Consider the following 13,942-nt stretch of genomic DNA (forward strand, 5'->3'; position numbering starts at 1 on the left):
GTTAAGATACGGTCTTGTGAGTGCCCACACAGATTGTCTGATTAAATTGTTAAAGAGCAGTGCCACTTCATCGGTGGCGCGGGCTGCATATACTATGCTTTTCCGCTGTGAAGTCAAGTCATTACTGACTGCCTTCGTTGAATCTTTTTTCCTGTCACCGCAACGGCGTGTCGCTGTTGCCGTGTCAGTGGAGGCGCATTATAGGGACTTCTCGGCCACTGACAAGCTATAAATGCAAATTATTTTCCAACCGTTCAAAAACAAGCCAAAAGACACCATTTCGCACACTTCACATACAAAAAGTGAATACAACCTGAGCTCATAATGTGAAAACGGGAGCATTCGTTAACGAATGCTTCCGTTGATCGCTTACCAGTTCACTCGCATTATTCTTGCCGCGCGACTATCTGTTCGCCGTCAACATCTAATGTGATCGGTTTACCGGGTATCAATTTCCCCCCCAGCATCTGCTGAGCGAGTGGGTTCTCTATCAGTTGCTGTATCGCTCTTTTAAGCGGACGAGCACCATAGACAGGATCAAACCCGACTTCCCCAAGCATATCTAAAGCTGCATCCGTGATCGTGACACTATATCCACGCTCTTCAAGACGCTTGTACAGTCTCTGAAGCTGAATTTGTGCGATCGACGTAATATGCGCCCTTCCCAATGGGTGGAATACCACGACCTCATCGATACGGTTAATAAACTCGGGGCGGAAGCTGTGGCTAACGACTTCGAGCACCATATCTCTCATTTCGGTATAGCTGCGCTCACCAAAACGCTCCTGAATAAGGTCTGATCCCAGATTGGACGTCATGATGACCACAGTATTACGGAAGTCGACCGTTCTGCCCTGACCATCAGTGAGGCGCCCATCATCTAATACCTGAAGCAGGATATTAAACACATCAGGGTGTGCCTTTTCGATCTCATCTAGCAAAATGACAGAATAAGGACGACGGCGTACCGCTTCCGTCAAATATCCCCCCTCCTCATAACCGACATATCCTGGAGGCGCACCGACCAAGCGTGAAACCGAGTGTTTCTCCATAAACTCAGACATATCGATGCGCACCATGGCGTCGTCGCTGTCGAAGAGGAAAGTCGCCAGCGTTTTGCAAAGTTCCGTTTTCCCAACGCCTGTTGGCCCAAGGAACAGGAACGAGCCAATAGGGCGATTCGGGTCTGATAGCCCTGCCCTGCTACGACGGATAGAATTTGCTACCGCTTCAACGGCTTCGTTCTGCCCAATCACACGCTGATGCAGTTCATCTTCCATGCGTAATAATTTTTCTTTCTCACTTTCCAACATGCGAGAAACAGGAATCCCAGTCCAACGCGCCAGCACATCCGCGATTTCAACATCCGTTACTCGATTACGCAGCAAATGCATCGTTTTCCCTTCCTGCTGCGTTGCTGCTGCCAACTGTTTCTCTAGCTCAGGGATTTTGCCATATTGCAGCTCAGACATTCTCCCCAGATCGCCCTGACGGCGAGCCTGTTCCAGCGCAATTTTCGCCTGCTCTAAAGACGCTTTAATATTCTGTGTTCCCGTGAGTGACGCTTTTTCTGCTTTCCACTCTTCCTCTTGTTGGGAATATTCACGCTCTTTTTGGTCAAGTTCCGCACTCAGCAATTCAAGCCGCTTTTGGCTGGCTTCATCAGATTCTTTTTTCAGCGCCTGCTGTTCCAGTTTTAACTGGATGATTCGACGCTCAAGCCGATCAAGCGGCTCTGGTTTCGAATCAATCTGAATACGAATACTGGATGCCGCTTCATCAATCAGGTCAATCGCTTTATCCGGGAGTTGACGATCTGCTATATAGCGGTTAGATAGCATGGCCGCCGCAACAATCGCCGGGTCAGTAATTTGTACATGATGGTGCAATTCATAACGTTCTTTCAGCCCGCGCAGAATCGCAATCGTGTCTTCAACAGTAGGTTCAGCGACAAACACTTTCTGGAAACGACGCTCAAGGGCCGCGTCTTTTTCAATATATTGCCGATACTCATCGAGCGTTGTCGCCCCGACGCAATGCAACTCACCACGAGCCAGCGCAGGTTTTAGCATATTACCGGCATCCATCGCGCCATCAGCTTTGCCTGCCCCCACCATCGTATGAAGTTCATCAATAAACAGAATGACGTTGCCTTCCTGTTTAGACAGGTCGTTGAGCACGCCTTTCAAACGCTCTTCAAACTCACCACGGTATTTCGCACCCGCCACCAGCGCGCCCATATCCAGTGAAAGTACGCGCTTGTTTTTCAGGCCTTCAGGCACTTCACCATTAACGATACGCTGGGCTAACCCTTCTACTATAGCGGTTTTACCCACGCCGGGCTCACCGATTAATACCGGGTTATTTTTGGTTCGACGTTGCAAAACCTGAATAGTGCGGCGAATTTCCTCATCACGCCCGATCACAGGATCGAGTTTGCCTTGTTCCGCACGCTCCGTGAGATCAATCGTGAATTTTTTCAATGCCTGGCGCTGATCTTCAGCCCCTTGATCGTTCACTTGATCCCCTCCTCTCACTCGTTCAATCGCGTTTGTTACACCTTGCTGCGTAACCCCCGCCTTTTTCAATATATCTCCCAACGTGCCGCGAGACTCCAGCGCAGCAAGCGCGAAAAGCTCCGAAGAGATAAAGGTATCGCCACGCTTTTGCGCCAGCTTGTCGCACATATTCAATACGCGGACTAACTCGCTAGAAGGCTGAACATCACCATCAGTACCTTCAACCTGCGGCAAACGTGTGATTGCCTGGTCGATTTCGGTTTTCAGGTGGTTAAGATTGGCTCCAGCAACAGTCAGAAGTGGACCAACAGTTCCACCATCCTGATGAAGCAAGGCGCTCATCAAGTGAAGTGGTTCAATAAACTGGTGATCGCGCCCAAGGGCGAGAGACTGGGCATCAGCAAGAGCAAGTTGGAATTTGTTGGTAAGACGATCCAGACGCATAACACCTCCCATACACTGGTCAAAATTGCTACTGGAGATTAAATGAGGTCATCCCTCAAAAATTTCAAGGTTATTTTGCCAGTCGTGACAGGATTTAAACGTTACTTGTCTTGGATCGTCTTAATTCAATAGGTTATATCAGCCAGATTAAACTTGCCATACGGCCAGTCACACCATCACGCCGATAAGAGAAAAATTTGTGAGGTTCACTCACAGTACAGGCATTTCCACCAAAAATTTGCGTTATCCCTGCGGCACGTAAGCGCAGACTTGCCAGTTGGTAGATATCGGCAAAGAATTTATTTCCTTCAGGCCGAAATGCTGAGGCCGCAGCCATATCATGCTGAATAAAAGCATCCCTGACTTCAGGACCGACCTCAAAGGCATCAGGCCCAATAGCAGGCCCCAGCCACGCCATAATTTGTGCGGGTTGTGCTCGGAAACAGGCTAACGTTTCTTCCAATACTCCCGCGTGCAATCCGCGCCAGCCAGCATGGGCGGCAGCGACTTCATCGCCGTTGATTGCACAAAAAAGCACGGGCAAGCAGTCAGCCGTCATCACCGCACAGACCTTCCCTTTCTGATCCGTATAAGCGGCATCACCGCAAACAGACGTTGGGGACGTCTCGCCAATACGAATCACATCGGTGCCATGAACCTGTTCCAACCAATGCGGCATAGTGGGAAGGCCAGCCATCTCCACCAGCGCTTGCCGATTTGCGGTAACGTGCGCAGGCTCATCGCCCACATGATTCCCTAAATTCAGCGAATCATAAGGTGCCCCACTATGTCCGCCAACACGCGTCGTACTACAAGATTTCACACTTTCTGGCAAAGGCCAGTCGGGGTATATCAGCATAGTCCGTCACCTCTATAAATCGGCACTTATCGTATTGAATACATTACCAGTCGAGCTGATCCTTAAACGCTTCAGTATCGGCTTTCAGCGCATTAATCAGATCGACCATATCCTGTGGCAATTCCGCATGCCATTCCATGTGAATGCCAGTAATAGGATGGTAGAAACGCAACATGGTGGCATGCAGCGCCTGACGATCGAACCCACGGAGCGTCTCAATGAAATCCTCCGAAGCGCCTTTTGGCGGGCGCGGACGGCCACCGTATAGCTGATCGCCAACCAAAGGATGATTAATGTGCGCCATATGCACGCGAATCTGATGGGTGCGCCCCGTTTCCAGACGCAACCGTAAACGGGTATGCGCACGGAAATGTTCCATGATGCGATAATGTGTCACGGCAGGCTTACCCATTGGGTGCACGGCCATGTGAGTACGTTTGGTTGAGTGGCGAGCGATAGGCTGATCGACCATGCCACCTGCTGTCATCGAGCCAATCGCCACGGCCTCATACTCACGAGTAATTTCACGCGCCTGCAGCGCCTCAACTAAACGCGTCTGTGCGGGTACGGTTTTCGCGACCACCATGAGCCCTGTTGTATCTTTATCAAGTCGGTGCACAATCCCGGCACGGGGCACGTCGACAATCTCAGGATAATGATGTAACAAGGCATTCAATACTGTGCCATCTGGGTTACCCGCTCCGGGGTGAACCACCAGATCTCTGGGTTTATTGATGACCAGGATATCCTCATCTTCATACACGATATCCAGCTTGATATCCTGAGCTTCCCAGCGAGCTTCTTCTTCAATCAATGCATCAATGGCTACCGATTCGCCGCCAAGTACTTTCTCTTTTGGCTTATTGATGACATTGCCGTTAATCTGTACTCGATTCTCAAGAATCCACTCTTTTATGCGGGATCGTGAATAATCAGGGAACAATTCGGCCAAAGCCTGATCTAAACGTTGTCCGAGTTGAGATTCGGCCACCGTTGCGGTGAGTTGTACTTGTTGTGCCATATTATGCAGCTTCTTCGTTAACGTTGGGTTTTGACGGCGACGCCGTTTAAAATAATGTACTATTGTAGCTGGTCTAAATCGGGAGCTTAACGGACAGCCTCCCGGAATAACATTCTGAGGATAATCAAAACGTCATGACGCGTATGAAATATCTGGTGGCTGCCGCCACGTTGAGCCTGGCGCTGGCTGGTTGCTCCAGCAATTCCAAAGATGCGGTTCCTGATAGTCCGCCATCTGAAATCTATGCCAATGCTCAACAAAAACTGCAGGACGGCAACTTTAAAGCAGCCATCACGCAGTTGGAAGCACTGGATAACCGGTATCCCTTTGGCCCCTACTCGCAGCAAGTACAGTTGGATTTGATCTACGCCTATTACAAATCCGCAGAGCTGCCATTGGCCCAAGCTTCTATTGACCGCTTCCTGCGACTCAATCCGACCCATCCAAACGTGGATTATGTCCTGTACATGCGCGGCCTGACCGACATGGCGCTGGATGACAGTGCATTACAAGGCTTCTTCGGCGTTGATCGTTCCGATCGCGATCCGCAGTATGCCCGCACCGCATTTCGGGATTTCAGCAAGCTCATTCAGGGATACCCGAACAGCCAATACGCCACCGACGCAAACAAGCGTTTGGTTTACCTCAAAGAGCGTCTGGCCAAGTATGAACTTTCTGTCGCGCAATACTACACGAAACGCGGCGCTTATGTGGCAGTAGTTAATCGCGTTGAGCAAATGCTGCGTGATTACCCTGATACTCAGGCAACAAAAAATGCCCTGCCGTTGATGGAAAATGCCTATCGCGAACTGCAACTGGCCGCTCAGGCGGACAAAGTTGCAAAAATCATCACTGCGAATCCAGCATAAACGACAAGTGGCACACAATAATAAGACGGCAGCTTCGGTTGCCGTTTTTTATGGCTCGTTCGGTGGGCTATGCATTAATGATGCAGAAAAAACAGGTTGGCGGGAGTCAACAACAGCGCGGTAACGTCAATACATCCTATCAATAATGGCACAGGCCAGATGCCCCCTCAAGCACTTCCCTCCTATTCCCGATGATGCTTCACAAATCGCGTTTTCTTGACAAAAAGTGACGAAAAAAAGCGATCAATATCACGCTTTTTGTCACAACTCACTGTATGCTGAAATTATCCAAGACGGACATAGGCAGAGAGGTAAGTTTATATGACTATTAATATTACCAGTAAGCAAATGGATATCACCCCCGCAATTCGTCAACATGTCGAAGACCGTCTTTCTAAGCTGGACAAGTGGCAAACCCAGCTGATTAACCCACATATTATTTTGTCAAAAGAACCACAGGGTTTTGTGGCCGATGCCACTATCAGTACGCCAAATGGTCCGCTGGTTGCCAGCGCCAAGCATGATGATATGTATGCCGCCATCAATGAGCTAATTACCAAGCTCGAACGTCAGTTGGACAAACTCCAGCATAAAGGTGAAGCCAGACGTGCGGTAGCTAGCGTCAAAGAAGCAAATCTCCAGCCGACTCAAGAAGAGTAACTCGCCCTCTTTACCTCAATATAACGCGCCTGAGGGCGCGTTTTTGCATTCCAGGCGTCGTAATCCACGTCCTAAAGCGCCAACGCGATACCCCGTTTAACATTGCGCTCGGCGATTTTGTATTGACAGGATGAAAAGCCAACAGTTACCTTACCTACTCAGAATCTGGATATCTTCCTGACTAACCGAGTAAACATGACAAATAAACTGTTCTTCTTCGTATTCTTTTTCACCTTCCCCTGATTTGGGAGGCGATTCGTCGTAAGAGCAAGAATACGAAGACGAACAAAAAAGCCTCCTGACCAGGAGGCTTTTTTTATATAAGAACATAAGACAGGTAACAGCATCATGACAGACAACCCATTACTGGCACTGCGAGAACGCATCAGCGCATTGGATCTGCAATTAATTGAATTGTTGGCACAAAGACGAGAGCTCGCGCTGGACGTTGCCCGCAGCAAATTGCATTCGCATCGCCCAATTCGTGACAAAGAGCGTGAGCGTGATTTGCTGGACAAACTGACAGCAGCTGGGAAAAAGCATCATCTTGATGGTCACTACATTACCCGCTTATTTCAGCTCATCATTGAAGATTCGGTACTGACGCAGCAGGCGCTCTTACAGCATCACCTCAACCAAACAACGTCACACTCTGCCCGTATTGCGTTTCTCGGTCCGAAAGGCTCTTATTCCCATCTTGCCGCGCGCCAATATGCCGCACGACATTTCGAGCAATTTGTTGAGTGTGGTTGCCAGAAATTTCAGGACATCTTCAATATGGTGGAAACAGGGCAAGCGGACTATGCCGTTCTGCCGATTGAAAACACCAGCTCTGGCTCGATCAACGACGTCTACGACCTGCTGCAGCACACGGCTTTATCCATCGTCGGCGAATTAACCAACCCGATAAATCACTGCGTTTTAGTTGCTACCGATACGTCGTTGGAACAGATCGAAACGGTTTACAGCCATCCGCAGCCGTTCCAGCAGTGCAGCCATTTCATTAATCGTTTTCCACACTGGAAGATTGAATATTGTGAGAGCACAGCTGCAGCGATGGAAAAAGTGGCTGCACTCAACTCCCCAAAAGCAGCGGCACTCGGCAGCGAAGCCGGTGGCCAGCTTTATCAGCTACAGATGCTGGAACACGATCTGGCAAATCAGTCGCAAAACATCACCCGCTTCATTGTATTAGCACGCAAGCCGATTGATGTGACGGAACAAGTGCCGGCAAAAACCACGCTAATTATGGCAACCGGCCAACAGTCAGGTGCGCTGGTAGAAGCTCTGCTGGTATTGCGTGATAACGGCATTGTGATGACCAAGCTGGAATCCAGGCCGATCAACGGTAACCCGTGGGAAGAGATGTTCTATCTGGACGTACAGGCCAACCTGCGCAGCGATGCCATGCAGAAAGCGCTAAAAGGATTAGCCCCCATCACCCGCTCGTTAAAAGTGTTGGGCTGCTACCCGAGTGAAAACGTCGTACCCGTGGATGTGAACGAATAGTCAATGTGAACGAATAATTAAAAAAGCCATCCTGGTATCCCCGGGATGGCTTCTTAAACACAACCAAGATAGTAAACGTGCTTATTGACGAATATCGTTTGCCTGACGCAAAAGCACACGGCTCTCCGCCTGAAAACGTTTGGCATAGTCGCCAAACCAGTGTTCGACCTTCTTGAAGCTGTTGATAAATTGTGCTTTATCCGTCTGCTCCAGTAGCTCAATCGCCTCGCCAAAACGTTTGTAGTAACGCTTAATCAACGCCAGATTATCCTCTGAAGACATAATGATGTCGGCATACAGCTGCGGATCCTGCGCAAACAGCCGTCCAACCATGATCAATTCCAGACGATAGATTGGCGATGACAGCGCTAATAGCTGTTCAAGCTGTACATTCTCTTCCGCTAAATGCAGACCATAGGCAAATGTTGCGAAGTGGCGCAGCGCCTGAATGAACATCATGTTTTGGTCGTGTTCGACCGCGCTGATACGATGCAGACGCGCGCCCCACACCTGAATCTGTTCCAGCAACCACTGGTAGGCTTCTGGCTGCCGACCGTCACAATAGACGACAACCTGCTTGGCAAGGCTACCGCTGTCTGGCCCGAACATAGGATGCAGACCAAGTACCGGACCACTATGCGCCGCCAACATCGCCTGAAGCGGGCCATTTTTTACCGATGCCAAATCAACCAAGATACAGTCATCCGGCAAAGCAGGCAGACGAGCAATCACCTGTTCAGTCACGTGAATCGGCACGCTAACAATCACCATGCCGGCATCAGACAGCAGTTCATCCGCGCGCGGCCAGTCATCTTGCTCCAGAATCCTCACCTGATAGCCCGACAGCGTCAGCATTTTCTCAAACAGATTACCCATTTGCCCGCGGCCACCGATGATAACAACGGGACGCAACTGCGGACACAGCGTTTTAAAGCCTTTGTCGTTTTCACTGGTGTAGGATTCGCGCATGGTACGCCGCAGGATATCCTCAATAAGATCCGGCGGAACGCCCATCGACTCAGCTTCTTTACGACGTGAGCTGAGCATGGCCGCTTCACGATCGGGCGCATAGATGGGCAAACCATGGCGGCTTTTCACTTCACCCACTTCCGCCACTAAACGCAACCGACGTGATAACAGCGCGACAAGCTCCTTATCTACCTCATCTATCTGATCACGCAATACGGTCAGTTCAGCTACCATATTTTGTTACTCTCCTGAATGTTTCACTCGTGCAGCGCTCAGCTCTTGATGAACGGAACGCAGCAACGTCTCTGTGCTTTCCCAACTGATACAGGCATCCGTGACTGATACACCGTAGCGCATATCTGCACGCGGCTGTTCTGAAGACTGGCTTCCCTCGTTAAGGTGGCTTTCCAGCATCAAACCTATAATGGAACGATTTCCCGCCTTGATTTGTTCAATCGCAGATTCAACAACAAGTGGCTGACGGCGGTAGTCTTTATTCGAATTACCGTGACTACAATCTATCATCAGCGCAGGTCTCAGTCCCGCTTCCTGCATCTGTTTTTCACATTCGGCGACATCCTGCGCACTGTAGTTTGGTTTTTTACCGCCACGCAGAATCACATGACCATCAATGTTCCCTTGCGTTTGCAGCAGACAGACCTGACCCGTTTGATTGATACCCACAAAGCGATGCGGCATTGCAGCGGCTCTCATCGCGTTGATCGCCGTTCCCAGACTGCCATCCGTGCCGTTTTTGAACCCAACAGGCATCGACAGGCCGGAAGCCATCTCACGGTGCGTTTGTGATTCTGTTGTACGTGCACCGATAGCCGACCAGCTGAATAAATCGCCCAGGTACTGCGGGCTGTTCGGATCAAGCGCTTCGGTCGCCAGCGGCAGTCCCATATTCACCAGTTCCAGCAGCAGCTCACGCGCGATGTGCAATCCTGACTCCACATCAAATGAACCATCCATGAACGGATCGTTGATGAGCCCTTTCCAGCCCACTGTGGTACGCGGTTTTTCAAAATAAACACGCATCACAATGTAGAGGCTATCGCTTAATTCAGCGGCAAGTGACTTCAGACGGCGCGCGTATTCCAACGCGGCATCCGTATCATGAATCGAGCAAGGCCCGCAGACGATCAGCAACCGATCATCACGACCATGAATGATATCCGCAATGGTCGCTCTCGCTTGCGCAATATCGCGCTGTTCTGCGTCGTTAAGCGGAAACTTAGCTTTTAATTCATCGGGAGTAATTAAAACCTGCTCTGCACTGATATTAATATTGTTAAGTGAATCTTTTTGCATGATCCCATTCCTGAAAAGTTCGGTATATTCGCGATCGTCTGTAAAGACTACTGTCTGTACAACCTGCCTACGCGTGATGTTTACACCATAACACGAACCGTAAAGATTTCAATCCACTTAGTGTAAATAAAAAATTACCACCCTAAATATTGCCAGAAAAACGATATCTGCCTGCTCTATCACTTCCCGATGCAACCATGCTAATCCCAAGCGTGAATAGTGATAGAATCACGCCAACAAGGGGGAAGGATGCTGAAAGCCATAATCATCGATGACGAACAGCTGGCACGTGAAGAGCTCAGCCTGCTACTGGAAAACGAGTCTGATATCACCATCATTGCACAGTGCAGCAATGCACTGGAGGCGATACCGGCTATCCACCGGCTGCAACCCGATGTGATTTTTCTGGATATACAAATGCCAAAGGTCAGCGGATTAGAGCTGGTCGCCATGTTGGATCCAGAAAATATGCCTTATGTCGTCTTCGTGACAGCCTATGATGAGTACGCGGTGAGGGCATTTGAAGAACATGCTTTCGACTATTTACTTAAACCGCTGGATGCACAGCGACTCAGTAAAACGCTAAATCGTTTACGCCGCGGCGTTAGTGTAAATAAAAACGTACAGATAATTTCAGAGCCCTTACTCCGCCATATTCCCTGTAACGGACACAATCGTATTTTTTTGCTCAAGATTGAAGAAGTCGAGTATCTTTGTTCAGAACTCAGCGGCGTGCACGTCGTGGGCGTCAGCCAGTCCGGCTATACCCAACTTTCACTGAAAACACTGGAAGAGAAAACGCCCTTCGTCCGTTGCCATCGTCAATATATGGTTAATACGGAACAGCTGAAAGAAATCCAGTTAATGGAAAACGGCGCAGCAGAAGTATTGACGCATACGGGAAAACACATCCCCGTCAGTCGCCGCTATCTCAAATTACTGAAAGAAAAATTAGGCATCGCCTGATGCGGTGCTTCTTCAGGCCAATGGCCGCAACATTGAAGGTTTGATGATGAAATACAGTTATGTCTTGGCTGTAGTTCTTTTAATGACAGCATGCCAAAGCAACGTCCCGTCGCTACCCGCTAAAAGTGAGTCGGGCTTCTGGTACGAAACAGGTTATCAGGATGCAATTTCTGGCATGGTCGTAAAGGATGATAGCACTTTGCAGGAATGGTTTGGTAACCCTCAAGTTGACCGTGAAACCTACCTGCGTGGCTATCAGACCGGACAGTCGGCTTTTTGCGGTACAGATAACATGGAAGAATGGGGAAAAGCAGGGAAAAACTTTCCCGCCAGCTGCGATGGCGTAGAGAATGCTGAGATATTGCGAACTCGCTGGCAACAGAGCCTGCCTTAACATCCTCCTAAAGATAAACGATGACCCATACTCATCAGCAATTTAGCTGGCAAAACGCTATGGTTCATCGCATCTGGTAACAATTCCACTCACTTTTGTACTCGCACAGAAATACATCAGACATACCTCCCCTCTATTATCGCTCACATTAAATAATCACATTAGGTTATTAACAACCTGATACTGAGATAACGAAAATGCATATCTCACTGATAGTTAAATCTATTATTCCTAATAGCGATTGATATTGTGGAGTGCTCATATGTCCGGTTCAAGCAAGCCTCATAACCCGTCTCTAAATAGCAGTTCAAGACTCTTATCACACGCTACCTCATCACAGGAAAGCCATGATGAACGAGTCGCTGCGATAAAGAACAAAATTATCGAGTCCGGCGACCATCCCGGCATTTCCGTAGAGGAACAACTCGCGCTTCTGGACGCTTTCTCTCACCTTGAGCTAGGCCAGTTTTTAATAAAACATCACGGGTTAAATGCGTACTGGACGCATAATGTGATAGCACATCAGCCAGCCCACTATGTTAATCCCCTCGAAGAAATCATCTACACACAGCTACCCAGCGTTTTGGCAACACGTGAACGATTTGGCATTTTCCAACGCCTGCTTCAAGAACTCTTGCGCCCCGACGCTATCATGGTATCTGTCCCCTGCGGTGTCATGGCCGACTTATTGCTGTTGGACTATACGCGGCATCGAGATGTTAAATTAATCGGGATCGATCTAGATAAACAGGCGCTGGAAGAAGCTTATAAACTTGCTAGTCAGCAAGGGCTGGAAAATAAGATATCGTTGGTACTGGCCGATGCCTGGACAATAGATTTGGCAGCACAGGCAGATGTGATTACCAGCAACGGACTCAACGTCTATGAACAAGATGATGACAAAGTTACTGAGCTTTACCGCGTGTTCTACTCTGGGCTGAAACCTGGAGGTACGTTGATAACCAGCTTTATGACACCGCCCCCTACGCTGTCGCAAGATTCCCCATGGATAAATACCGATCCAAAATTGCTAGCCCTCCAATATGTCCTTTTCTCACGCATTATTGGTGCAACGTGGACGGCGTTTCGTACCCACAAAAAAACACAGTCGCAGCTAGAACAGGCAGGATTTACAGATATTCAGTTCATTAACGATCATATGAATATGTACCCAACTGTCATCGCGAATAAGCCGTTCTAAACAGGGTAAAAAGCGGTATCAACACGATGTTTTGATCGCCGTAACCGATCAATATTGAAAAATTGATCTGTATAAACGTTTATAAAATAACCACGCCTAATGTCATCATGGTACTGAAATTCAAACAATAATGATGACACCAGGGAAAGCGAAGCCCACCAAGATGGTGGGCTTTTTACTGTCATAATAATGCCTGGGTATCGCTCAGAGAGGGGAGCTACCACTCAAGGGACTGTTTGCTCGCCTTAAGATTTTCTTTGTACATCATATAAATGTTACTGTAATTGCACATGTCAAAGCCGCTTTCACAGTAATCCTCTATGACCTTATCCATTATTTTTCTATCTTTAGCTTTAGTGGCAAGCTTGAAGGCGTTGAGGTTTTCCTTCTCCATCATACGCAACATACTTTCCTGGCACATATCAAAACCACTCTCGCAGTAATCCTGCTTCACCGTCTCTTTTATAAACTCAATAACTTCATTTTTCTGAGCTTCGGAGTTATCAAAATCCATAGGGTGGATAAAGCCAGCTGCTGCCATAAACGAGGAAAAAAAGAGAGGAATGAATAATAGTTTGCGCATATAGATTAGCTCTTCCTTTAGTTTTTAATAATATAGATGCGAAATGTTACATCAGGAAATATCCTATCACCAGAAGATTTACAGGTCACTTTCAACGGCTGTTACCGATGAATTTTTTCATTAGGCGAAACATTTTTCAGCAAAGGCTGCCACTATCAGGCATAAAAAAAGGGTTTAGCCTTTGGCTAAACCCCTTATAAATAACAACTTTCGGATGTTGCGAAAGCGCTATCTTAGTTAAGACGCTCTTTGATACGAGCAGACTTACCAGTACGCTCACGCAGGTAGTACAGTTTGGCTTTACGCACGGCACCACGACGTTTAACAGCGATGCTGTCAACAACCGGAGAGTGAGTCTGGAATACACGCTCCACGCCTTCGCCGTTAGAAATTTTGCGAACAGTGAATGCAGAATGCAGACCGCGGTTACGAATAGCGATAACCACGCCCTCGAATGCCTGCAGACGTTTTTTGCTACCTTCAACAACCCATACCTTCACTTCTACGGTATCACCCGGACGAAATGCAGGTACGTCCTGCTTCATTTGTTCGTCTTCGATTTGCTTAATAATGTTGCTCATAATATGTCTCTTACCCTAGGTAAACTGATAGTTGGGTTCGCGCGGTAAACCGG

The 13,942-nt window shown here is 48.4% G+C and carries 13 protein-coding genes and 1 other annotated feature; of the genes, 6 read left to right on the forward strand and 7 right to left on the reverse strand.

From position 1 onward, the window contains the following. Nucleotides 1-386 precede the first annotated feature (386 nt). The 3 genes from clpB to rluD all read right to left on the reverse strand — a co-directional run bounded on the left by clpB (nucleotide 387) and on the right by rluD (nucleotide 4,843). The gene (gene clpB, locus ACIPUG_RS20290; RefSeq protein WP_039556103.1) at nucleotides 387-2,963 is read right to left on the reverse strand and encodes an ATP-dependent chaperone ClpB; all 2,577 of its coding nucleotides are present in this window, start codon (nucleotides 2,961-2,963) and stop codon (nucleotides 387-389) included. A gap of 133 nt (nucleotides 2,964-3,096) precedes the next feature. Continuing rightward, nucleotides 3,097-3,822 (reverse strand): purine nucleoside phosphorylase YfiH, encoded by a 726-nt coding sequence (gene yfiH / locus ACIPUG_RS20295; protein ID WP_119871679.1) that lies wholly within the window; start codon nucleotides 3,820-3,822, stop codon nucleotides 3,097-3,099. A 43-nt stretch (nucleotides 3,823-3,865) separates the two neighbouring features. Then, nucleotides 3,866-4,843, reverse strand: a complete 978-nt coding sequence (gene rluD, locus ACIPUG_RS20300) for a 23S rRNA pseudouridine(1911/1915/1917) synthase RluD (RefSeq protein ID WP_014916306.1) — start codon at nucleotides 4,841-4,843, stop codon at nucleotides 3,866-3,868. A 134-nt stretch (nucleotides 4,844-4,977) separates the two neighbouring features. On the opposite strand from rluD, the gene bamD reads away from it, so the two are divergent. The 3 genes from bamD to pheA all read left to right on the forward strand — a co-directional run bounded on the left by bamD (nucleotide 4,978) and on the right by pheA (nucleotide 7,881). Then, nucleotides 4,978-5,712 (forward strand): outer membrane protein assembly factor BamD, encoded by a 735-nt coding sequence (gene bamD / locus ACIPUG_RS20305; protein ID WP_010285959.1) that lies wholly within the window; start codon nucleotides 4,978-4,980, stop codon nucleotides 5,710-5,712. Nucleotides 5,713-6,033: 321 nt separating this feature from the next. Continuing rightward, nucleotides 6,034-6,372, forward strand: a complete 339-nt coding sequence (raiA, locus tag ACIPUG_RS20310; RefSeq protein WP_010285968.1) for a ribosome-associated translation inhibitor RaiA — start codon at nucleotides 6,034-6,036, stop codon at nucleotides 6,370-6,372. A 194-nt stretch (nucleotides 6,373-6,566) separates the two neighbouring features. After that, nucleotides 6,567-6,692 (forward strand) — a sequence feature (Phe leader region). 28 nt (nucleotides 6,693-6,720) lie between these two features. Then, the gene (gene pheA, locus ACIPUG_RS20315) at nucleotides 6,721-7,881 is read left to right on the forward strand and encodes a bifunctional chorismate mutase/prephenate dehydratase (protein ID WP_014916307.1); all 1,161 of its coding nucleotides are present in this window, start codon (nucleotides 6,721-6,723) and stop codon (nucleotides 7,879-7,881) included. A gap of 81 nt (nucleotides 7,882-7,962) precedes the next feature. Here pheA and tyrA read toward each other — a convergent pair whose 3' ends face one another. Next, nucleotides 7,963-9,084, reverse strand: coding sequence for a bifunctional chorismate mutase/prephenate dehydrogenase (gene tyrA / locus ACIPUG_RS20320; RefSeq protein WP_180774881.1), 1,122 nt, complete (start codon nucleotides 9,082-9,084; stop codon nucleotides 7,963-7,965). Between the two features lie 6 nt (nucleotides 9,085-9,090). After that, entirely contained in the window at nucleotides 9,091-10,164 is a 1,074-nt protein-coding gene (locus ACIPUG_RS20325) for a 3-deoxy-7-phosphoheptulonate synthase (protein ID WP_094369832.1), read from the reverse strand. Nucleotides 10,165-10,413: 249 nt separating this feature from the next. Between ACIPUG_RS20325 and btsR the strand changes: the two genes are divergently transcribed. The 3 genes from btsR to ACIPUG_RS20340 all read left to right on the forward strand — a co-directional run bounded on the left by btsR (nucleotide 10,414) and on the right by ACIPUG_RS20340 (nucleotide 12,725). Further along, nucleotides 10,414-11,130, forward strand: coding sequence for a two-component system response regulator BtsR (btsR, locus tag ACIPUG_RS20330; protein WP_010306189.1), 717 nt, complete (start codon nucleotides 10,414-10,416; stop codon nucleotides 11,128-11,130). 46 nt (nucleotides 11,131-11,176) lie between these two features. Then, nucleotides 11,177-11,524: a DUF2799 domain-containing protein gene (locus ACIPUG_RS20335; protein WP_400339996.1), complete on the forward strand. Its 348-nt coding sequence runs from the start codon at nucleotides 11,177-11,179 to the stop codon at nucleotides 11,522-11,524. 262 nt (nucleotides 11,525-11,786) lie between these two features. After that, a complete protein-coding gene (locus tag ACIPUG_RS20340) occupies nucleotides 11,787-12,725 on the forward strand; it encodes a class I SAM-dependent methyltransferase (RefSeq protein ID WP_039530304.1) in 939 nt (312 codons plus the stop codon). Nucleotides 12,726-12,942: 217 nt separating this feature from the next. On the opposite strand, the gene ACIPUG_RS20345 is transcribed toward ACIPUG_RS20340, so the two are convergent. Both ACIPUG_RS20345 and rplS read right to left on the reverse strand, forming a co-directional pair. Further along, on the reverse strand, nucleotides 12,943-13,308 hold the full coding sequence (locus tag ACIPUG_RS20345; RefSeq protein ID WP_014916312.1) for a hypothetical protein: 366 nt from the start codon (nucleotides 13,306-13,308) through the stop codon (nucleotides 12,943-12,945). 233 nt (nucleotides 13,309-13,541) lie between these two features. Continuing rightward, on the reverse strand, nucleotides 13,542-13,889 hold the full coding sequence (gene rplS, locus ACIPUG_RS20350; protein ID WP_010285987.1) for a 50S ribosomal protein L19: 348 nt from the start codon (nucleotides 13,887-13,889) through the stop codon (nucleotides 13,542-13,544). Between the last annotated feature and the right edge of the window lie 53 nt (nucleotides 13,890-13,942).

Origin of the sequence: Pectobacterium sp. CHL-2024 (assembly GCF_044751765.1) — a bacterium.
In the GTDB taxonomy this organism is placed as follows: domain Bacteria; phylum Pseudomonadota; class Gammaproteobacteria; order Enterobacterales; family Enterobacteriaceae; genus Pectobacterium; species Pectobacterium brasiliense.